The 20,498-nt window shown below is 56.8% G+C and carries 25 protein-coding genes; 13 read left to right on the top strand and 12 right to left on the bottom strand.

The window, feature by feature from the left end; all coding sequences use genetic code 11:
* Positions 1-80: 80 nt before the first annotated feature.
* The 7 genes from cydB to KHQ24_RS06470 form a co-directional block, all read right to left on the bottom strand.
* Positions 81-1,091: a cytochrome d ubiquinol oxidase subunit II gene (cydB, locus tag KHQ24_RS06500; RefSeq protein WP_023317966.1), complete on the bottom strand. Its 1,011-nt coding sequence runs from the start codon at positions 1,089-1,091 to the stop codon at positions 81-83.
* Positions 1,088-2,494 carry a cytochrome ubiquinol oxidase subunit I gene (locus tag KHQ24_RS06495; RefSeq protein ID WP_004203714.1) on the bottom strand — a complete coding sequence of 469 codons (1,407 nt, stop codon included), beginning with the start codon at positions 2,492-2,494 and terminating at the stop codon, positions 1,088-1,090. The genes cydB and KHQ24_RS06495 overlap by 4 nt, the downstream gene beginning before the upstream one ends.
* Positions 2,495-2,548: 54 nt before the next feature.
* Positions 2,549-3,436, bottom strand: coding sequence for a manganese catalase family protein (locus KHQ24_RS06490; RefSeq protein ID WP_064150287.1), 888 nt, complete (start codon positions 3,434-3,436; stop codon positions 2,549-2,551).
* A 16-nt stretch (positions 3,437-3,452) separates the two neighbouring features.
* Entirely contained in the window at positions 3,453-3,959 is a 507-nt protein-coding gene (locus KHQ24_RS06485) for a ferritin-like domain-containing protein (protein ID WP_004203713.1), read from the bottom strand.
* A gap of 26 nt (positions 3,960-3,985) precedes the next feature.
* A complete protein-coding gene (locus KHQ24_RS06480; RefSeq protein WP_008807707.1) occupies positions 3,986-4,480 on the bottom strand; it encodes a ferritin-like domain-containing protein in 495 nt (164 codons plus the stop codon).
* Positions 4,481-4,570: 90 nt separating this feature from the next.
* On the bottom strand, positions 4,571-4,756 hold the full coding sequence (locus KHQ24_RS06475) for a general stress protein (RefSeq protein WP_004150795.1): 186 nt from the start codon (positions 4,754-4,756) through the stop codon (positions 4,571-4,573).
* A 245-nt stretch (positions 4,757-5,001) separates the two neighbouring features.
* Positions 5,002-5,277, bottom strand: a complete 276-nt coding sequence (locus KHQ24_RS06470; RefSeq protein ID WP_139785822.1) for a hypothetical protein — start codon at positions 5,275-5,277, stop codon at positions 5,002-5,004.
* Between the two features lie 110 nt (positions 5,278-5,387).
* On the opposite strand from KHQ24_RS06470, the gene KHQ24_RS06465 reads away from it, so the two are divergent.
* Both KHQ24_RS06465 and KHQ24_RS06460 read left to right on the top strand, forming a co-directional pair.
* Positions 5,388-6,581: a zinc-dependent alcohol dehydrogenase gene (locus KHQ24_RS06465; RefSeq protein ID WP_004203711.1), complete on the top strand. Its 1,194-nt coding sequence runs from the start codon at positions 5,388-5,390 to the stop codon at positions 6,579-6,581.
* Between the two features lie 111 nt (positions 6,582-6,692).
* Entirely contained in the window at positions 6,693-6,920 is a 228-nt protein-coding gene (locus tag KHQ24_RS06460; RefSeq protein ID WP_004203710.1) for a DUF1272 domain-containing protein, read from the top strand.
* A gap of 54 nt (positions 6,921-6,974) precedes the next feature.
* On the opposite strand, the gene KHQ24_RS06455 is transcribed toward KHQ24_RS06460, so the two are convergent.
* Positions 6,975-7,520, bottom strand: a complete 546-nt coding sequence (locus KHQ24_RS06455) for a cysteine hydrolase family protein (protein WP_048294493.1) — start codon at positions 7,518-7,520, stop codon at positions 6,975-6,977.
* Between the two features lie 293 nt (positions 7,521-7,813).
* Positions 7,814-8,455, bottom strand: a complete 642-nt coding sequence (locus KHQ24_RS06450; protein ID WP_004203708.1) for a GntR family transcriptional regulator — start codon at positions 8,453-8,455, stop codon at positions 7,814-7,816.
* 157 nt (positions 8,456-8,612) lie between these two features.
* On the opposite strand from KHQ24_RS06450, the gene KHQ24_RS06445 reads away from it, so the two are divergent.
* The 4 genes from KHQ24_RS06445 (at position 8,613) to KHQ24_RS06430 (ending at position 10,641) form a co-directional block, all read left to right on the top strand.
* Positions 8,613-9,086 (top strand): OsmC family protein, encoded by a 474-nt coding sequence (locus tag KHQ24_RS06445; RefSeq protein ID WP_004203707.1) that lies wholly within the window; start codon positions 8,613-8,615, stop codon positions 9,084-9,086.
* Positions 9,087-9,222: 136 nt separating this feature from the next.
* On the top strand, positions 9,223-9,546 hold the full coding sequence (locus tag KHQ24_RS06440; protein WP_004203706.1) for an antibiotic biosynthesis monooxygenase family protein: 324 nt from the start codon (positions 9,223-9,225) through the stop codon (positions 9,544-9,546).
* Positions 9,539-9,931 carry an amino acid-binding ACT domain-containing protein gene (locus tag KHQ24_RS06435; RefSeq protein ID WP_004203705.1) on the top strand — a complete coding sequence of 131 codons (393 nt, stop codon included), beginning with the start codon at positions 9,539-9,541 and terminating at the stop codon, positions 9,929-9,931. The genes KHQ24_RS06440 and KHQ24_RS06435 overlap by 8 nt, the downstream gene beginning before the upstream one ends.
* Positions 9,928-10,641 carry an ArsR/SmtB family transcription factor gene (locus tag KHQ24_RS06430; protein ID WP_211777168.1) on the top strand — a complete coding sequence of 238 codons (714 nt, stop codon included), beginning with the start codon at positions 9,928-9,930 and terminating at the stop codon, positions 10,639-10,641. The genes KHQ24_RS06435 and KHQ24_RS06430 overlap by 4 nt, the downstream gene beginning before the upstream one ends.
* Before the next feature lie 272 nt (positions 10,642-10,913).
* On the opposite strand, the gene icd is transcribed toward KHQ24_RS06430, so the two are convergent.
* Entirely contained in the window at positions 10,914-12,164 is a 1,251-nt protein-coding gene (gene icd / locus KHQ24_RS06425; RefSeq protein WP_004150800.1) for an NADP-dependent isocitrate dehydrogenase, read from the bottom strand.
* A 240-nt stretch (positions 12,165-12,404) separates the two neighbouring features.
* Here icd and rluE point away from each other — a divergent pair, with 240 nt between their 5' ends.
* Genes rluE through purB form a run of 5 tightly spaced genes read left to right on the top strand, consistent with a single transcriptional unit; the run spans position 12,405 to position 16,763 of the window.
* Positions 12,405-13,055: a 23S rRNA pseudouridine(2457) synthase RluE gene (rluE, locus tag KHQ24_RS06420; RefSeq protein WP_004206640.1), complete on the top strand. Its 651-nt coding sequence runs from the start codon at positions 12,405-12,407 to the stop codon at positions 13,053-13,055.
* Positions 13,056-13,071: 16 nt separating this feature from the next.
* On the top strand, positions 13,072-13,530 hold the full coding sequence (locus KHQ24_RS06415; RefSeq protein ID WP_004206639.1) for an NUDIX hydrolase: 459 nt from the start codon (positions 13,072-13,074) through the stop codon (positions 13,528-13,530).
* A 56-nt stretch (positions 13,531-13,586) separates the two neighbouring features.
* The gene (gene mnmA / locus KHQ24_RS06410; protein ID WP_064177984.1) at positions 13,587-14,693 is read left to right on the top strand and encodes a tRNA 2-thiouridine(34) synthase MnmA; all 1,107 of its coding nucleotides are present in this window, start codon (positions 13,587-13,589) and stop codon (positions 14,691-14,693) included.
* Positions 14,694-14,747: 54 nt separating this feature from the next.
* Positions 14,748-15,389: a high frequency lysogenization protein HflD gene (hflD, locus tag KHQ24_RS06405; RefSeq protein WP_004140557.1), complete on the top strand. Its 642-nt coding sequence runs from the start codon at positions 14,748-14,750 to the stop codon at positions 15,387-15,389.
* 3 nt (positions 15,390-15,392) lie between these two features.
* Positions 15,393-16,763: an adenylosuccinate lyase gene (gene purB / locus KHQ24_RS06400; RefSeq protein WP_004150804.1), complete on the top strand. Its 1,371-nt coding sequence runs from the start codon at positions 15,393-15,395 to the stop codon at positions 16,761-16,763.
* Between the two features lie 54 nt (positions 16,764-16,817).
* Here the strand turns inward: purB and KHQ24_RS06395 are convergent, their stop codons facing one another.
* Together KHQ24_RS06395 and KHQ24_RS06390 are read right to left on the bottom strand one after the other, a co-directional pair.
* A complete protein-coding gene (locus KHQ24_RS06395; RefSeq protein ID WP_004206638.1) occupies positions 16,818-17,180 on the bottom strand; it encodes a cupin domain-containing protein in 363 nt (120 codons plus the stop codon).
* Positions 17,181-17,263: 83 nt separating this feature from the next.
* Entirely contained in the window at positions 17,264-18,070 is an 807-nt protein-coding gene (locus tag KHQ24_RS06390; RefSeq protein WP_004206637.1) for an AraC family transcriptional regulator, read from the bottom strand.
* A 282-nt stretch (positions 18,071-18,352) separates the two neighbouring features.
* Between KHQ24_RS06390 and phoP the strand changes: the two genes are divergently transcribed.
* Together phoP and phoQ are read left to right on the top strand one after the other, a co-directional pair.
* On the top strand, positions 18,353-19,024 hold the full coding sequence (gene phoP / locus KHQ24_RS06385) for a two-component system response regulator PhoP (RefSeq protein ID WP_004206636.1): 672 nt from the start codon (positions 18,353-18,355) through the stop codon (positions 19,022-19,024).
* Positions 19,024-20,490 carry a two-component system sensor histidine kinase PhoQ gene (gene phoQ / locus KHQ24_RS06380; protein WP_004206635.1) on the top strand — a complete coding sequence of 489 codons (1,467 nt, stop codon included), beginning with the start codon at positions 19,024-19,026 and terminating at the stop codon, positions 20,488-20,490. The genes phoP and phoQ overlap by 1 nt, the downstream gene beginning before the upstream one ends.
* The last annotated feature ends 8 nt before the right edge of the window (positions 20,491-20,498 follow it).

The raw sequence follows: 20,498 nt of genomic DNA, 5'->3' as shown, positions 1-20,498 counted from the left end.
TGCCCAAGCAAGGAGGGAACGGATCGCCGGTCTGCCCGCGACTACCTGGTTCATTCCCGGGCCGCCGGCGCGTATCTCGCTCAGTGATAGCCTTCGCTGCCGGACACTTTGCCGCGAAAGACGTAATAGCTCCAGGCGGTATACATCAGGATCACCGGGATGATCAGCAGCGCCCCCGGCAGCATAAATACCTGGCTGGAGGGCGGCGCGGCGGCATCCCACAGGGAGATGTGCGGCGGAATAATGTTCGGCCAGACGCTGATTCCCAGCCCGCTGAAGCCGAGGAATATCAGGCCCAGCGTCAGGATAAAGGGACGAGCATGGCTTGCGGGGCGCGCACTCAGGCGCCAGATCCACAAGCTCAGGGTCAGCACCAGGATCGGCACCGGCACGAACCAGAAGAAATTGGGCAGCGTAAACCAGCGTTCCGCCACGTAGCGCCAGCCCAACGGCGTCCAGACGCTGACCACCGCGATCACCGCCATCAACGCCAGCAGCGCCTTGCGGGTCAGCTCGCGCATCCGTTGCTGCAACGCGCCTTCGCTTTTCATGATCAGCCACGTGGTGCCCAACAGCAGATAGGCTACTACCAGCCCCAGACCGCAGAACAGATTGAAGGGGGTAAGCCAGTCCAGCGTCGAGCCGGCGAAGCGGCGGTCGGCTACCGCAAAGCCGTTGATAAAGGCGCCGACGACAATCCCCTGGCTGAAGGTCGCCAGCAGCGAGCCGCCGGCGAAGGCATAGTCCCAGAAGGTGCGATGCGAGGGAACCGCTTTAAAACGAAACTCAAACGCCACGCCGCGGAAAATCAGGCCGATGAGCATCGCCGTCAGCGGGATAACCAGCGCATCGGTGATCACCGCGTAAGCCAGCGGAAAGGCGCCGAACAGCCCTGCCCCGCCGAGCACCAGCCAGGTTTCGTTACCATCCCAGACGGGCGCCACGCTGTTAACCATCACATCGCGCTCTTCGGCGTCATGCACCACGCTGAACAGCATCCCGATGCCTAAATCGAAACCATCCATCACGATATACATCAACGTGGCGAAGACAATGATGACAAACCAAATCACCGAGATATCGATGCTCATGATGCGTTCTCCTCATCCCGCACCGGCTCTGCCGCCGAGAGCGGACGCGCCGGGGTGCCTGCGGTTTGCGAGGTCAGCTCCGTCACCGGCTGCGGCCCTTTTTTGATAAGCCGGAAGATATAGTAATACCCCACGCCAAACACCGCGCAGTAAACCACGATAAACACCAGCAGGCTGATAGCCATCTGCAGCGTACTGTGCAACGACACCGCGTCCCGGGTGCGCAGCAAACCGTAGATCACCCACGGCTGACGGCCCATCTCGGTGGTCACCCACCCGGCGACCAGCGCAATCAGACCGGCGGGACCCATACAGAGCGCAAACCACTGGAAGGGACGCGAATGGTACAGCCGCCGCCGATAGCGAAGCCAGGCGCTGCAGATCCCTAAGGCGATCATCAACACCCCCATCCCAACCATAATGCGAAACGACCAGAACACGGCGGGCGAATAGGGCCGGTCCTCTTTCGGGAAATCTTTCAGGGCCGGCACCTGCTTATGCAGGCTATGGGTGAGGATCAGGCTGCCGAGCGCCGGGATCTCCAGGCCATAGCGGGTGCGCTCCTGCTCCATATCCGGCAGACCAAACAGCAGCAACGGGGTGGCCTCGCCGGGCCGGTTTTCCCAGTGCCCCTCAATCGCCGCAATCTTCGCCGGCTGATGTTCGAGGGTATTAAGACCGTGCATATCACCCACCACCGCCTGGATCGGCGCCACCAGCAGCGCCATCCACATCGCCATCGACAGCATTTTGCGGATGGCCGGCGAGTCGTTGCCGCGCAGCAGATGCCAGGCGGCGGAGGCCCCGACGAACATGGCGCTACTGAGAAACGCGGCGATCGCCATATGGAATAAGCGATACGGGAACGAGGGATTAAAGATAATCGCCAGCCAGTCCTGCGGGATGAGGTGGCCATTTTCGAGGGTAAAACCCTGCGGCGTCTGCATCCAGCTATTGGAGGCGAGGATCCAGAAGGTGGAGACCAGGGTGCCAAGGGCTACCATGCAGGTGGTAAAAAAATGCAGCGCTGGCGGCACCTTGCTCCAGCCGAACAGCATCACGCCGAGGAATCCCGCTTCGAGGAAGAAGGCGGTCAGCACTTCATACAGCAGCAGCGGGCCGGTAATACTGCCGGCAAATTGAGAGAATCCGCTCCAGTTGGTGCCGAACTGATAGGACATGACTAATCCGGAAACCACGCCCATACCAAAATTGACGGCGAAAATTTTCAGCCAGAAGTTGTAGAGCGAGCGCCAGACGTTATCCCGGGTTCTCAGCCACATCCCCTCCAGCACCACAAGGTAGCTGGCAAGGCCGATGGTGATGGCCGGAAACAGAATATGGAAGGAAACGGTAAAGGCAAATTGCAGTCGGGCCAGATGAAACGCGTCAAATTCAAACATAATCCGCACCATCATTGTGAAACGCCCCGGCCGCAGCCGGGGCTTATGCGAACATCACTTAGCCGATGATGACGTGTTTTGCTTACCGGCGCCGAGTTCGGCGCCGGTCAAAGGATCACCCTGCGGGTCAGACTGTGTTCGCTTCAGCATCGCTTTGCACAGCGCTTCCTGCTCCGGCGTCAGGCCGACAGAGGCGCTGCCATCTCCGCCATCCACGGCCGGCTGCGGATCCTTGACATAATCGAAGTGTTTGTCACTGTTCCAGCTGCCGCGTACTTCTCCACCCTCAGACATATTGTAGTAGGTGTTCGCGTACTCGCTAATGGGCGGCAGTTTGCCCGGCGGATAGTTATTACGAATCGACTGCAGCGCCTTCTCAAAAGAGAGCTGATGCGCCGCTTCGCGAGTCATCAGGAACGCCAGCGCGTCCTTCACGCCGGGATCGTCGGTCACGTTGATCAGCCGTTCATAGACGATCTTCGCCCTCGCCTCCGCCGCGACGTTGGATCGCAGGTCTGCGGTGGGTTCGCCGATAGTATCAATGTAGGCCGCTGTCCACGGCACGCCCGCCGAGTTGGTCAGCGGAGTACCGCCGCCGTAGAGCAGCGACGTAATATGGCTGTCGTTGCCGTTGGCGGTGAGCGAACGATAGAGTTCCGCCTCGCTCTCGGTGCCCTCCGCCAGCACCCCTTTGGCGCCTTTATTTAGCATGCCGACCAGGGTGCCAATGATCTCCAGATGGCTTAGCTCCTCTGTCGCGATATCCATCAGCATGTCTTTACGGCCGGGATCGTCATCGCTTAATCCCTGAGTGAAATAACGACACGCGGCGGCCAGCTCGCCCTGAGGGCCGCCAAACTGTTCGAGCAGTAAATTCGCGAGCCCCGGGTTGGGTTCAGCAACGCGCACGGTATACTGCAGTTGTTTCACATGACGAAACATAGGCCTGCCTCCTGGGCTATTTTTTCGCTTCTACGCCGTCAGCATCTGAACGCAGGAGAAACTGCTCCGTGGTCTGAGGAATATGTTTGATCAGCCAGTCGGCCATTTCCCGCTCTTCCGCCAGGATGGCCTCAATGGCTGGGATGGAGGCGGTATCGCCCGCTTTTTCAGCGGCCGCCAGCAGAGAGGTATAGCAGGCGATCTCAAACTGCTCGAAAACGTACCCGCTGATCGAGCCTTTGACGATTTCATCGGAAGGAAACATTCCGCCAATGGACTGGCCGAGAGCCGCCATTTTACTCATCGAATCTTTAATCACCGAGCGCGAAATGTCGTTGCGGTCGAGGATCTCTTCCAGCACGGTAATTTGCCGTTTGGTCTCATTAATATGCTGTTCGATTCTGGCACGGAGATCCGGATAATTATCGATACGGCCAGCCATTGATTCCAGCATGGATTCTGCCTGTTTTTCCATGGCATGCGCATCTCGTAGCCAGTCATGATAATGTTCAATGTGATTCATCGTGATTTCCTCGTGTCAGGGAGCGTTTATTTTTCCGCTTTTTTATTAATATTACCCACCGCCAGGTCGGTTAATTTAACATCGGTTTGCTTTTCTTCTTCCAGGGTTTCGGCCAGCAATTTGACCGCTTTTTTATAACCCAACTGTTCCGCCAGGGTAACCAGGGTACCGTAACTGGCAATTTCGTAATGCTCGACCTTTTGCGCAGCGGCAATTAACGCGGCATCGCGTACCTCATTTTTTTCCGTGCTCTCAACGACTTCATTGGCCTCTTCGATCAATCCTTCCATGGCCACGCATTTCATGCGTTTGATTTTCAGACCAGATTCCTGCTCAATAATCTGGTCGATACGTTCAATCTGGCCCTGGGTTTCTTCAAGATGAGCATTGAACGCCGCGCTGAGTTTTTCACTGGACGCCGCTCTGGCCAGTTTTGCCAGCCCGCGGGTTAATTGTTTCTCTGCGCTATAGGTATCTGAGAGCAGGTGAATAAATACATCTTCAATGCTTTTCATATTCATAGAAATACCTTCTGGAGTCAGAAAATAACTGCGAGTCTGTGACAGACTCGCAGGAGATACTTTCACTTCAGGGTGCAAGGAAAATGATAATCAGGAATTATCGGACTTGCGGCCACCGCCGTGGCTGTTTTGTCCGCCTTTTTTACCCGCTTCAGACGCACGCTGCGGATCATTTTTAAAGTTCCCGCCGCTGTGCTGACCACCTTTACGACCTGCTTCAGAAGCTTTTTCACGGTCTTCAGCAAAATTTCCGGAACCACCACGATGCTCTGCCATATTTCACCTCATGTATATCGGTTATGTCAGTACGATACGAAAATATTCCGTATCACTCGTCGTTCGATATTTAAATCTAGCGGGTAATGCTGGTTAGTCAAATTATTATCCCGTGTTTTTGATGCCTTTTAGGAGTAATTCGGAATAATTCTACAAAACACATCAAAAATAACCAGACGGTACATTACCGCTAACTTACTGTGTTCAGGGAAATAATGCACACAGAGCACCACTGTGGCAAAGAATTATTTATACCGGCGGAGTACTCCTGTTGGGTTATATAACGAAGCGGCAGTAACGCCCTTAGTCTGGTTGAAATTCAGATTTTTTCTTTTTTTAAGGCCAAAAAAAAAGCCGCTGGGGAAGCGGCTGGAAAATAAAACGGAGCGAATATCATGCCCGATTAAGCCTGGCATACATAAGGGGAATAGGCAAATAACCTCAAATAACCTCAACAAACCAGCCGCTAAATAAGCGAAGCGTGGAATACATTCACTGAGTGGAATATCACGCAGTTCCATTATAAGTACTCTACGCTTTATTTTTACTGTGGTTTATCGGCGGCAATAACGTTAGGTCACAATGCCTTTTCGCCTGCTGCTATCAGCCATTCTCTCCAGGAGAAGACTTTATGAAAGCACTCACTTATCATGGCCCCCATCATGTCAGCGTCGACACCATGCCCGACCCGGCCCTTGAGGCGCCGGACGATATTATTCTGCGCGTCACGGCGACGGCGATCTGCGGTTCCGATCTGCACCTTTACCGCGGTAAGATCCCCGGCACGCACCATGGTGATATTTTCGGCCATGAATTTATGGGGGAAGTGGTGGAAGCCGGTTCCGAGGTCACCGCGGTTCGTAAAGGTGATCGGGTGGTTATCCCGTTTGTCATCGCCTGCGGAGACTGCTTCTTTTGTCGCCTGCAGCAATATGCCGCCTGCGAAAGCACCAATAGCGGCCAGGGGGCGACGCTCAACCGAAAAGGCATTTCGCCACCGGCGGCCCTGTTCGGCTACAGCGATTTGTACGGCGGGATCCCCGGCGGCCAGGCGGAATATGTGCGCGTTCCCAAAGCCAATACCGGACCGTTTAAAGTGCCGGACACCTTACCCGATGAAAAGGTGCTGTTTCTGTCAGATATTCTGCCTACCGCCTGGCAGGCGGTAAAAAACGCCGAGGTCAAACCCGGCAGCAGCGTGGCTATTTTTGGCGCCGGCCCGGTTGGCCTGCTGTGTGCCTCCTGCGCCAGGCTCAATGGCGCAGAGCAGATATTTATCATCGATCATAACGATTACCGACTCGACTTCGCGCAGCGGCGCTATGGCGCGATCCCGATAAACTTCGACCACCATGACGATCCGGCGCAGTGGATTATCGACAACACCGCCGGCCATCGCGGCGTCGATGCGGTGATTGACGCCGTCGGCTTCGAGGCGAAAGGCAGCCTTACGGAAACCGTCCTCAGCACCCTGAAAATCGAGGGCAGCAGCGGGAAAGCGCTGCGCCAGTGCATCGCTGCCGTGCGCCGCGGCGGCATCGTCAGCGTGCCCGGGGTTTACGCCGGTTTCATTCACGGATTTATGTTTGGCGATGCCTTTGATAAGGGGCTGACCTTCAGAATGGGGCAAACCCACGTCCATGCCTGGTTGCCGGATCTACTGGCGCTTATTGAGCAAGGGTTGCTCACCCCGGAGGAGATTGTCACTCACCATATGCCTCTGGAGGAGGCCGCGCGCGGCTATCAGATCTTTGAGAAACGTGAAGAGGCATGCCGCAAAGTGATCCTCGTGCCGGGGATGCAGCCCGGAAAGGCAACGCTTTGAGGCGGAGATTAACGCAGCGAAATCCCTCGGAGGCCAGTCTGCGCCGTGCTATAAAAACAGCATGCGCTGGCCGGCCGTCGCTGATACAGCCGTTAACCACAGGGGAAGGAAATGCTCGAGTTACGCCCGAATTGCGAATGCTGTGATAAAGATCTGCCGCCAGACTCACGCGAAGCGTTTATCTGTTCGTTCGAGTGCACCTTTTGCCAGGACTGCATGACGGCGCGGCTTAACGGCCATTGCCCGAACTGCGGCGGCGAACTGGTGCGGCGCCCTGTGCGTCCCGAAGAGGCGCTCCGGCGCCACCCCGCCTCCACCCTGCGCCGCCATGGGCAGTAAAACCGGATGAGCAGGCGTAGCGAAAGGGAGCCCTCGGGCTGCCTTTCTTCATCCTTATTTCGCTGCCGAAAAGCGCCACTCTGCGGCGGTCGACAGCGTCACAAATGGCCCGGCAAGGGTGACATTGTGATGGCCAATGATGTCAGGCGCTGATAAACGTTCGTTATCCATGGTTGAGTGCGCATCTGAGATCAGCACCGTCCGTAATCCCAGCGCCGATGCCGCTCGGCAGGTCGTGTCCACGCAGAATTCGGTTTTCATCCCGGCAATAACCAGCTGTTTTACGCCGGCCTGAGCGAGCTGATGCGCAAGGTCAGTTTGCTGGAAACAGGAAGGGTACTTTTTAATAAAGACGATATCCCGCTCGCCGTTAACACCCATCTCAGGCAGCAGTTGAGTTAATGGACTTTGCGCGGAGAACGGAGAGTCGTCAGCTCCGGTATGGCGGGCAAAGAAGACGGGCACCTCAGCCTGTCTCGCTTTTTCAATCAGCAGGCAAACGTTCGCCAGAAGCGCATCGGCCTGATACGGGGAAACCGGGCCACGGAAAAGCCCCTGCTGCATATCGATAATTAACAGGGCATGCTCAGATGAAATCATGATGGGCCTCCATTCAGTCTGTCACGAACGGAGAGGTCTCTCCCCGTCCACATTGGCGGGGAGTGAGGATCTTTTTGTCAGGAGCCGGTCACAGATACGCCCACACCACCGCAGGTTACGGTCGTGGTGGTGGTGACGGTGGTGGTTGGCTGCACTGACGTAATCATTATCTGACCTTCACTTATTCCTTACAGATAAAACATAAGCGCCATTAAAACGGCTCTTTTCTTATAGCATTGAGCTGAGACGGATGGCAATTTATGCGTGAACAACGCAGCCGCTTTACGCAACCATTAACGGCTTACAATATAGGCGCGAAGGATTTCACCTGCTGAAAGAATATGTTTCACAGTATATGCCCGAGCCTCCTGTGGATTATTTTGCTGGCAGGCCATCAGGATCTGCTGATGCTCATCCTGGAATTTCAGCGTATCCGACAGCAGTCTGTTCTGAAAAAGCTCATATCTTTCAATCTGCTCGCGCAATTCACCGATCATCTTCAACAGGCGCTGATTGTTACACTTCCGATACAGCAGTTCATGAAACTCCCGGTTATACCTCCCCTGCAGCTCGGGTTCAGAAGCGCTACTCAGCAGCTGATGCACCAGCTCTGCCCGGGCAAGCGTTTCCGGGTCCATATTCTCCAGGCTATGAAAAATGGCTTCACCTTCCAGGAGTGCCCGCAGCTGATAAATTTCATCGACATCTGCGGCCGTCAGCGTTTTCACCACCGCGCCACGATTTCTGAAAATCTCAACCAGACCTTCGCGCTCAAGCTGCTGTATCGCTTCTCTCATTGGGATACGGCTGACAGAAAACTGGCAGGCCAGGTCGCGCTCCACAAGCCGGTCGCCATCTCGCAATGCCCCCTTGTTGATTAAGATTTTTAACTCACTGGCAAGGATATCGGCGGTCGAACGGGTAGCAGCGTTCATTTGGCTCTCTTTACATCATTCATAAATGGTATACCATTATACCATTCGAGCCAACGTCATGACAACCTTGCGATTCTACCTGCGGCTTCGTTCAGGCAATGCAACTGGACGATACCGCAGTGAAGAAATTCATCCCTCTATAGAGAAAGGCAAACCAATGGAACATGCTTATACCAGTCATATCACATGGACCGGCAATCAGGGCACGGGTACCTCGGGTTACAAGGCTTATGCCCGGACCTGGGATATCGCGGTAAAGGGAAAAGAACCCATTCATTGTTCAAATGATCCATTACTGGGCGGCGATCCCGGCAAAATGAACCCGGAAGATCTCCTGCTCTCTTCTCTCTCTGCCTGTCACATGCTGTGGTACTTACATCTGGCCTCAGATGCCGGCATTACGGTCATGGAATATCAGGACTCGCCGGTGGCAACGGGTGAAGTATTAAAAGGGGGCGCGGGTCGCTTTATTTCTGCTACCCTCCGGCCGAAAATCACCGTATTACCAGGTACCGATCTCGACGCCGCCGCGGCCCTTCATCAGCAGATCCATCACGTCTGTTTTATCGCCCGATCGGTCAATTTCCCGGTCAGCTACCAGCCTGAATTTATTATTTTTAACGCAGAGTAACTCGTTTCTGGCGCGATCATCCGGTGCGCAGGAAATGTGGCTGGGGTATCCAACCTCAGCCACACTTCGCTGCACGCCGAAGCATCCTGCTCTGGTCGTCATTAGACTGCACGGACATTCACCACGGAGCAGACTTATGATTGCAGTACTTTTTGAGGCCGACGCCTTACCGGAAGCACAGGAAAGATATCTTCAGCTGGCGGCCGGGCTGACGCCTTTGCTTTCAGACACGCCGGGGTTTATTGCCATCGAGCGTTTTCAGAGCCTGAATTCGCCCGGCAAAATCCTTTCGCTATCCTGGTGGGAAGATGAAGCATCGGTGGCCAACTGGCAGCAAAATGAGCGGCATCTGGCTGCCCAGCGCGAAGGCAAAGCATCGATTTTTTCATACTACAGAATACGCGTTGCCCGCGTGTTCCGGGATTACTCATCGGATCGGGGAGCACAGCCAGATGTATGATATTCACATCATTCTCAGCAACACGCCGGGCTCGCTTGGCGCAATGGGTATAGCGCTGGGCAACAACGGTGTGGGCCTCGAAGGTGGTGGGGTATTCACCACGCCTGATGCCGGACATGCGCATTTTCTGGTGGAGGACGGTGAGACAGCCCGCAGGGTGCTGACCGAGGCCGGCTTTACGGTCAGCGATGTATGCCGTCCTCTGATACGTAAGTTACCCCAGGAACGCCCCGGGGAACTGGGAGACATTGCCGACACCCTTGCCCGCAACGGTATTAATATTCTGGTACAGTACAGCGACCACCGTAACCGGCTCATTCTTCTTACCGATGATGACACCCGGGCAGCGGAAGTGACCAAAAAATGGGCCATACTTTCTGAATGAATCTCCTGAAAACGCAGCAAGACAGTGAGCCAGAGGCGGCACTGGAAACCGCGATGGCGATGGTGGCCTCTGCCCTCTCTGACCCGTCAAGGGTCAGTATTCTCTGCGCGCTGATGGACGGGCGCGCATGGACGGCGACCGAGCTCAGCACGGTCGCCGAGGTCTCCGCCTCCACCACCAGCGGACATCTTGCCCGGCTGCTCAGCAACGGGCTGGTGGTGTGTCTCGCGCAGGGGCGCCACCGCTATTACCGCCTGGCAGGCGCGCATATCGCCGGGCTGCTGGAAAACCTGATGGGCGTCTCAATGCAGTCGCATAAGGCGCTGGCCACCAGCACGCCGGTGACACTTCGCTACGCCCGCACCTGCTACGATCATCTGGCGGGCGAGCTGGCGGTGAAGATTTATGAGTGTATGCTGCGGGAAAAATGGCTGGCGGCCGATGGGCAGTCCCTGACGTCAGCCGGTAAAACCCAGCTTGAAAGCCTGGGCGCGGTACTTAACGCTCGCCCGCGACGTAAGCCTTGTTGCCCCTGTCTTGACTGGAGCGAAAGACGTTTTCATCTGGGAGGCGACGCCGGTTCGGCGCTGATGGCGCTGTTTGAGCAGAAAGGATGGATAACCCGCGCGCCGGGATATCGGGAAGTGCAAGTGACGGATAGCGGCAGAGCGGCGCTGTCCCGGCTGTTTAATCTGAAGGTGGGTGGATAGCCTGAGTTTAGGCTACATCACATTTTCGCCGAACGGCACCGGTTTAAGCCGGTCGGGCCATCAGTAAGACCCCTGGCGTTCAATCCATACCCACTTGCGATCTCGCGGTAAACTGAGCTAGCCCTGTTGTAAGCGCATGGCTTTGATGGACATTGTGTTGCGGGAAATCGACCATGGTACCGCGCAGCGAGCGTCCGGCAAAATAACGGCCTGAATGCGATAAAAAAACGGGAGCCCATCGGCTCCCGCTTTAACTTAATCCACTAACGGGATTACATGTTCGCGATAATCGCGTCGCCAAACTCTGAACATTTCAGCAGCTTAGCGCCTTCCATCAGACGTTCGAAGTCATAGGTCACGGTCTTGGCGGCGATAGCGCCTTCCATGCCTTTAACGATCAGGTCTGCGGCTTCGAACCACTGCATGTGGCGCAGCATCATTTCTGCGGACAGGATGATGGAGCCCGGGTTCACTTTGTCCTGGCCAGCATACTTCGGCGCAGTACCGTGAGTCGCTTCGAACAGCGCGCACTCGTCGCCGATATTGGCGCCCGGGGCGATACCGATACCGCCAACCTGTGCCGCCAGCGCGTCAGAGATGTAGTCGCCGTTGAGGTTCATACAGGCGATAACGTCGTATTCCGCAGGACGCAGCAGGATCTGCTGCAGGAAGGCGTCGGCGATCACGTCTTTTACCACGATCTCTTTACCGGTGTTCGGGTTCTTGATTTTCACCCACGGGCCGCCGTCGATCAGCTCGCCGCCGAACTCTTCGCGAGCCAGCTGGTAGCCCCAGTCTTTGAACGCGCCTTCGGTGAACTTCATAATGTTGCCTTTGTGCACCAGAGTGACGGAATCACGATCGTTGGTGATCGCATACTCAATGGCTGCACGAACCAGACGTTTGGTGCCTTCTTCAGAGCACGGCTTGATGCCGATGCCGCAATGTTCCGGGAAGCGAATTTTCTTCACGCCCATCTCATCGCGCAGGAATTTGATCACTTTGTCTGCTTCAGCAGAGTCGGCTTTCCACTCGATGCCTGCATAGATATCTTCGGAGTTTTCACGGAAGATAACCATGTCGGTCAGTTCCGGGTGCTTAACCGGGCTCGGGGTGCCCTGGTAGTAACGTACCGGACGCAGGCAGACGTAGAGATCCAGCTCCTGGCGCAGCGCCACGTTCAGGGAACGAATGCCGCCGCCGACTGGGGTAGTCAGAGGACCTTTGATAGCAACGCGGTAGTCACGAATCAGATCGAGGGTTTCAGCTGGCAGCCAGACATCCTGGCCATAGACGTGTGTCGATTTCTCACCGGTGTAAACTTCCATCCAGGAAATTTTACGCTCGCCCTTATAGGCTTTCTCAACGGCGGCATCAACCACTTTCAGCATCGCTGGGGTAACGTCAACGCCGATACCGTCACCTTCAATGAACGGGATAATCGGATTGTGAGGGACGTTCAGTTTGCCGTTTTGCAGGGTGATTTTTTGACCTTCCGCCGGAACTACTACTTTGCTTTCCATTAACCTCTCCTTCGAGCGCTTCTGGTTCTGCTCTTCCCTCTTCACGCGAGCCTGGTGTTGGCTGAGTCGGCCAGCTTCGGAGTACCGGGTCTTCCCGCTAACCGGAGCTATCGCGTCCGTGTCGCCTTCCTGCCTGTAGTGCGAATCGGTTTGAGCAATTTTTTGTTAATAATTTGTAATGAGCATGTCAATACTACCTGAATGTTTGCGTCCATGAAAGGCATTCGTAATTAGGCTATAATGCGGCAATTGATAGAGCCTGAAAATACCATGCAGAAAACTTCATTTAGAAAACATCGCGTTGAGCGATTCAGCACACAACAAGTCACCAGACAACGTAAAGAACGCCAGCCAAAAACTGTGATCTTGTTCAATAAACCCTATGATGTGTTGCCGCAATTTACCGACGAGGCCGGGCGCAGCACGCTGAAAGATTTTATTCCGGTGGCGGGCGTCTATGCTGCCGGTCGGCTCGATCGCGACAGCGAAGGCCTGCTGGTGCTGACCAACGACGGCGCGCTGCAGGCGAAGCTGACCCAGCCGGGTAAGCGCACCGGCAAGATCTACTATGTTCAGGTGGAAGGCGAACCCACGCCCGAGGCGCTGACCGCCTTGCGCGACGGCGTCACCCTCAACGACGGCCCCACCCTGCCTGCCGACGTAGAACTTGTGGAGGAACCCGTCTGGCTGTGGCCGCGCAACCCGCCGATTCGTGAGCGCAAATCGATTCCCACCCGCTGGCTGAAAATTACGCTCTACGAGGGACGCAACCGCCAGGTGCGCCGGATGACCGCCCACGTCGGCTTCCCCACCCTGCGGCTGATCCGCTACGCCATGGGCGGCTATACACTCGACGGACTGGCCAACGGCGACTGGCGCAAAGCCGAATAACTGAAAAGGAAAAGCGATGTTTAAACCTCATGTCACCGTTGCCTGCGTGGTTCACGCCCAGGATAAATTTCTCATCGTCGAAGAAACCATTAACGGCAAAGCGCTGTGGAACCAGCCGGCGGGCCATCTCGAGGCCAATGAAACGCTGCTGCAGGCCGCCGAACGTGAACTGTGGGAAGAGACCGGCATTCGCGCCACGCCGCAGCACTTCATCCGCATGCATCAGTGGCTGGCTCCCGATAACACCCCGTTTCTGCGCTTCCTGTTCGCTATCGAACTTAGCGATCCGTGCGCCACTGAACCGCACGACAGCGATATCGATCGCTGCCTGTGGCTCAGTGCTGAGGAAATTCTTAACGCGCCAAACCTGCGCTCGCCGCTGGTTGCCGAAAGCATTCGCTGCTACCTGCAGGACCCGCGGCAGCCGCTGTCGCTGATTGGCGCCTTTAACTGGCCGTTCACAGGGGGTGAATGAACGGTGAGCGCGTGCTAGAATACGCCGCCTCGAAGTTCAATGTAGCGAGTATTTCCATGTCAGAAAGCCAGAAAAAAGTGATCGTCGGCATGTCCGGCGGCGTCGACTCCTCGGTCTCCGCGTACCTGTTGCTGCAGCAAGGGTATAAGGTGGAAGGCCTGTTCATGAAGAACTGGGAGGAAGACGACGGCGAGGAATACTGCACCGCCGCCGCCGACCTTGCCGATGCGCAAGCGGTCTGCGATAAGCTGGGCATTGAACTGCACACCGTTAACTTTGCCGCCGAATATTGGGATAACGTCTTTGAGCTCTTCCTGGAAGAGTACAAAGCCGGCCGCACGCCGAACCCGGATATTCTGTGCAATAAAGAGATCAAATTTAAAGCCTTCCTCGAGTTTGCTGCCGAAGACCTCGGCGCCGACTACATCGCCACCGGGCACTATGTGCGCCGCGCCGATGTCGACGGTAAAAGCCAGCTGCTGCGCGGCCTCGACGGCAATAAAGATCAGAGCTACTTCCTTTATACCCTCAGCCACGAGCAGATTGCCCAGAGCCTGTTCCCGGTGGGTGAACTGGAAAAACCGCAGGTGCGTAAGATCGCCGAAGAGCTGGATCTGGTCACCGCGAAGAAAAAAGATTCCACCGGCATCTGCTTTATCGGCGAGCGTAAATTCCGCGATTTCCTTGGCCGTTACCTGCCGGCGCAGCCGGGCAAAATCCTCACCGTCGACGGCGAGGAGATCGGTACCCATCAGGGGCTGATGTACCACACCCTGGGCCAGCGTAAAGGGCTAGGTATCGGCGGCACCAAAGAGGGTAGCGAAGATCCATGGTACGTGGTCGATAAAGACGTTGAGAATAATATTCTTATCGTCGCCCAGGGCCATGACCACCCGCGCCTGATGTCCGTCGGTCTGATTGCCCAACAGCTGCACTGGGTAAACCGTGAACCGCTGCAGGGCACCCTGCGCTGCACGGTGAAAACCCGCTATCGCCAGACCGATATCCCCTGCACCGTTACCGCGCTGGATGAAGACCGTATCGAAGTCCGCTTCGATGAGCCGGTCGCGGCGGTGACACCGGGCCAGTCCGCGGTATTCTATTTGGGTGAAGTGTGTCTCGGCGGCGGAATTATTGAACAACGACTGCCTCTGCAGTCCTGAACGCGCGTTATTTCCGCCGGGACGAACCGCCCCGGCGGCTGACAAGGAGTATGTGTGGCGAAGAATTACTATGACATCACCCTGGCGCTGGCTGGCGTTTGCCAGGCGGCGCGACTGGTTCAGCAACTGGCGCATCAGGGACATTGCGACAGCGATGCCCTGCATGTGTCGCTGAACAGCATCATCGACCTCGATCCCGAGTCGACGCTGGCGGTGTTCGGTGGCAGTGAAGCCAATCTTCGCCTCGGCCTTGAAACGCTGCTCGGGGTGCTCAATACCAGCAGTCGCCAGGGCCTCAATGCGGAACTCACCCGCTATACCCTGAGCCTGATGGTGCTGGAGCGCAAGCTCGCCGCCAGTAAAGGGGCGATGGACACGCTCGGCAACCGCATCGCCGGCCTGCATCGTCAGCTGGAGCACTTTGACCTGCAGTCCGAAACGCTGCTCAGCGCCATGGCGGGCATCTATGTCGACGTGATAAGCCCGCTGGGCCCGCGTATTCAGGTGACCGGCTCCCCTGCCGTGCTGCAAAGCCCGCAGGTGCAGGCGAAAGTTCGCTCAGCGCTGCTGGCGGGTATTCGCGCCGCGGTGCTCTGGCATCAGGTGGGCGGCGGACGTCTCCAGCTTATGTTTTCCCGTAATCGTCTGGTTAACCAGGCAAAGCAAATTCTTGCTCATTTAACCCCGGAGTTGTGATCTATGGAATTATCCTCACTGACCGCCGTTTCCCCTGTAGACGGCCGCTACGGCGATAAAGTCAGCGCGCTGCGCGGTATCTTCAGCGAATTCGGTTTGCTGAAATTCCGCGTTCAGGTGGAAGTACGTTGGCTGCAAAAACTGGCCGCCCACGCAGCGATCAAGGAAGTTCCTGCTTTTGCTGCCGACGCAAACGGTTTCCTTGACAAAATCGTTGCCGATTTCAGCGTCGAAGACGCCGAGCGCATCAAAACCATCGAGCGCACCACTAACCACGACGTGAAAGCGGTAGAGTACTTTCTGAAAGAGAAAGTCGCTGACATCGCCGAACTGCACGCGGTATCAGAGTTTATTCACTTCGCCTGTACGTCCGAAGACATCAATAACCTCTCCCACGCGCTGATGCTGAAAACCGCCCGCGACGAAGTGGTTCTGCCTTACTGGCGCAAACTGATTGACGCGGTAAAAGATCTGGCGACCCAGTACCGCGATGTGCCGCTGCTCTCCCGTACCCACGGCCAGCCAGCGACACCGTCCACCATGGGTAAAGAGATGGCCAACGTCGCCTACCGTATGGAGCGCCAGTACCGTCAGCTGAACCAGGTGGAAATCCTCGGTAAAATCAACGGCGCGGTGGGTAACTACAACGCCCACATCGCCGCCTACCCGGAAGTCGACTGGCATCAGTTCAGCGAAGAGTTTGTCACTTCGCTGGGCATTCAGTGGAACCCGTACACCACACAGATCGAGCCGCATGACTATATCGCTGAGCTGTTTGACTGCATCGCGCGCTTCAACACCATTCTGATCGACTTCGATCGCGACGTGTGGGGCTACATCGCGCTCAACCACTTCAAACAGAAGACCATCGCCGGGGAAATCGGCTCCTCCACCATGCCGCACAAGGTGAACCCAATTGACTTCGAAAACTCCGAAGGCAACCTCGGCCTGGCCAATGCGGTCATGCAGCACCTGGCCAGCAAACTGCCGGTTTCCCGCTGGCAGCGCGACCTGACCGACTCCACCGTCCTGCGTAACCTCGGCGTGGGCATCGGCTATGCGCTGATCGCCTATCAGTCCACCCTCAAAGGGATCAGCAAGCTGGAGCTGAACCAGGATCGCCTGCTGGACGAACTGGATCACAACTGGGAAGTACTGGCTGAGCCGATCCAGACCGTGATGCGTCGTTACGGTATCGAAAAACCGTACGAGAAGCTGAAAGAGCTGACCCGCGGCAAACGCGTGGACGCGGAAGGGATGAAGCAGTTTATTGACAGCCTCGCCCTGCCGGAAGAGGAAAAAGTGCGTCTCAAAGCGATGACCCCGGCCAACTATATCGGTCGGGCAACCACCATGGTTGACGAGCTGAAGTAATCGCCCTGCCCCTCTTTCCGCCGGAAAGAGGGGCGTTTTATCGCCGGAAAGCGATCAGATCCAAACGTCGTTCACTGCCGTCCGCTCGCCGCCCTCGTGGCCGGTATTTAACACCCCGCGCGGTTCAATCAGCATCAGCTTCGCTTCCGTCTCCGTCGAGGTCTTATGTTCCACCCCGCGCGGCACGACGATCATCTCCCCGGCCTTCACCAGCACATGTCCGTCGCGAAAGTCCACGCGCAATACCCCCTCCACCACCATCAGCGTCTCATCGGTTTCCGGGTGGCTGTGCCAGATAAAGTCGCCGGCGATGCGCACGATCTTGAACTGATAGTCATTCATTTCGGCCACCACTTTGGGCTGCCATTGTTCGCTGAACAGGGAAAATTTCTGAGCAAGATTAACGAGTTGATACATAGGCTGTCTCCTTGTGATAAAGGCAGTCAGCATAGTTCGCCTCGCCGCGTTGACGCTTGAACGATTGTGCAACCTGCGCCGCCTTAGCCGCGGATCGCCCGCAGCCAGCGCCCCGGAGAGAGGCCAAAGCGGCTGATAAACTGGCGCGTCATGTGGCTCTGGTCGGCAAACCCCGCGTCAGCGGCAATATCCACCAGACGCTCCCCGGCGCGCATCCGCTGGCGACAAAAATCGAGCCGGCGCATCATGACGTAGCGCCACGGGCTGGTGCCGTACAGCGTTCTGAAATCACGGCTCAGGCTCCAGCGGTCCCGGCCGCTGACCTGCGACAGGGTGTCGAGGGTCATATCCTGCATAAAACAGGCATGGATATACTCCCGAGCCCTCTCCGCCGCCTGATAATCAAACGCCTGGCGACGGGAACGCTGCCCGCCGACCACGGCCAGGGTCTGCGCCAGGTCGTACAGGGCGTCTTCTTCCTCCAGCGGCTCGAAGGTATCCGTGACCGCTTTCAACAGCGGCTGCACGGCGCGACCTAGCCGTGGATCCGCCGACAGGCCGCCGGGGATAAACGGCAATGGCCTGCCGCCGAGTATCTTCTGGATCAGCGCTGGCTCAATGTAGACCATGCGGTAGTGAAACCCCGCCTCGGTGCCCGCCTCGCCATCGTGTATTTCGTCCGGGTGAAGGACCATCGTCCCGCCGGGCAGACTGTGCTGTAGCCCGCCGCGATAGTGAAAGCTCTGCACGCCGGCGATCGTCTGGCCGATGGCGTAGGTATCATGCCGGTGCGGCTCGTAGCCGTGGCCGCCGAAGAAGGCTTCGATGCGCTCCGTCCGGCTGGGCGATTGCGCCAGCCTGACCCAATCCGCGCTCTGCTGCTGAGACATAATGAATAACCTGCGGCGTTCTTGAGGGAGGATTCGAGCACTATTACACAAAAAATTAACATCACCAACCCGCTCACTGCCGCGCCCAGCCGCTGGGCGTTTGCTGAAATTACGCATAGAATGAAGGAGTTCCATACCCGCTGCGCAAAAGGCGCCGCTCAACGCCGGCCTGCCCGGCGATGCTCCACGCCGTTTGTATAAAAAGCTTTATTTAACAGCTGTTTATATTTTGCGTATATAATAAACGTCAGACTACTTTCGAAATTGCAAGGGAGAACAGCCATGCGCGTACTCGTGGTTGAGGATAATGCCCTGCTGCGTCACCACCTCAAAGTTCAGCTCCAGGAGCTGGGCCATCAGGTCGATGCCGCAGAGGATGCCAAGGAAGCGGATTACTATCTGGGCGAACATCTCCCGGATATCGCCATAGTCGATCTCGGCCTGCCGGACGAAGATGGATTATCGTTGATCCGTCGCTGGCGCAGCCATGACGTGTCGCTGCCGGTGCTGGTGCTGACCGCCCGCGAAGGATGGCAGGATAAAGTCGAAGTGCTCAGCGCCGGGGCGGATGATTACGTCACCAAGCCTTTCCATATTGAAGAGGTTGCCGCCCGCATGCAGGCGCTGCTGCGCCGCAACAGCGGCCTGGCCTCGCAGGTGATCTCTCTGCCGCCGTTTCAGGTCGACCTCTCCCGCCGCGAGCTGTCGGTGAACGATCAGCCGATCAAGCTGACGGCCTTTGAGTACACGATTATGGAAACCCTGATCCGCAACCGCGGCAAAGTGGTCAGTAAAGATTCCCTGATGCTCCAGCTTTACCCGGATGCCGAACTGCGTGAAAGCCATACCATCGACGTGCTGATGGGCCGGCTGCGTAAGAAAATTCAGGCTGAATACCCGCAGGACGTCATCACCACGGTGCGCGGCCAGGGCTATCTGTTCGAACTGCGCTGATGAAGGGACTGTTGCGGCATATTTTCCCGCTGTCATTACGGGTTCGCTTCCTGCTGGCGACCGCCGGGGTGGTGCTGGTGCTCTCCCTGGCCTATGGCATGGTGGCGCTGGTGGGCTACAGCGTCAGCTTCGATAAAACCACCTTCCGTCTGCTGCGCGGCGAGAGCAATCTCTTTTATATGCTGGCCAAATGGGAGAACGGCGCCATTGATGTCGATATCCCGGAAAATCTGAATATGGAAAGCCCGACGGTGACCCTTATTTACGATGAGAAGGGCAAACTACTGTGGGCGCAGCGCGATGTCCCCTGGCTGACGAAGCGCATTCAACCGGATTGGTTGAAACGCAATGGCTTCCATGAAATTGAAGCCGATGTCGACAGCAGCAGTATGCTGTTGCGCAATAACCATGAGGTTCAGGAACAGCTGGACGCCATCCGCGAACAGGGCGACGATTCGGAGATGACCCACTCGGTGGCGATCAACTTCTACCCAGCCACCAGCAAAATGCCCCAGCTCAGTATCGTGGTGGTCGACACCATCCCGGTGGAGCTCAAGCGCAGCTATATGGTGTGGAGCTGGTTTATCTACGTGCTGGCCGCCAACCTGTTGCTGGTGATCCCCCTGCTGTGGGTCGCCGCCTGGTGGAGCCTGCGCCCCATCGAGTCGCTGGCCAAAGAGGTGCGTGAGCTGGAGGAACATCACCGCGAGAAGCTCAATCCCAACACCACCCGCGAGCTGACCCGACTGGTGAGCAACCTTAACCGGCTGGTTCGCAGCGAGCGTGAACGCTATGACAAATACCGCACCACCCTCACCGATCTCACCCACAGCCTGAAAACGCCGCTGGCGGTGATGCAGAGCACGTTGCGCTCTCTGCGCGGCGAGAAGATCAGCGTCGACGAGGCGGAGCCGGTGATGCTGGAGCAGATAAGCCGCATTTCGCAGCAGATTGGTTACTATTTGCATCGCGCCAGCATGCGCAGCGGCGGTACCCTGCTGAGCCGGGAACTACACCCGATCGCCCCGCTGCTCGACAGCCTGACCTCCGCCCTCAATAAGGTCTATCAGCGCAAGGGGGTCAATATCTCGCTCGACATCTCGCCGGAGATCAGTTTTGTCGGCGAGCAGAACGATTTTATGGAAGTGATGGGCAACGTTCTCGATAACGCCTGTAAGTACTGCCTGGAGTTCGTGGAGGTTTCCGTGCGCCAGACCACCGACAGCCATCTGCACATCCTGGTGGAAGACGATGGGCCGGGGATCCCACCGAGCCAGCGCCGCGCCGTCTTCGACCGCGGCCAGCGGGCGGATACTCTGCGTCCCGGCCAGGGGGTGGGGCTCTCCGTCGCCCGGGAAATCGTCGAACAATATGACGGGGAGATCATCGCCGGCGAGAGCCTGCTCGGCGGCGCCTGCATGGAGGTGGTGTTTGGCCGCCAGCTGATGGAAGATAAAGAGAGTTAATCGTTGAG

This window comes from Klebsiella sp. 54 (assembly GCF_018223875.1).
Lineage (GTDB): Bacteria > Pseudomonadota > Gammaproteobacteria > Enterobacterales > Enterobacteriaceae > Klebsiella > Klebsiella quasipneumoniae.
The sequence above is the reverse complement of the archived record's forward strand: the minus strand, read 5'-3'. Positions and strand labels throughout refer to the sequence as shown.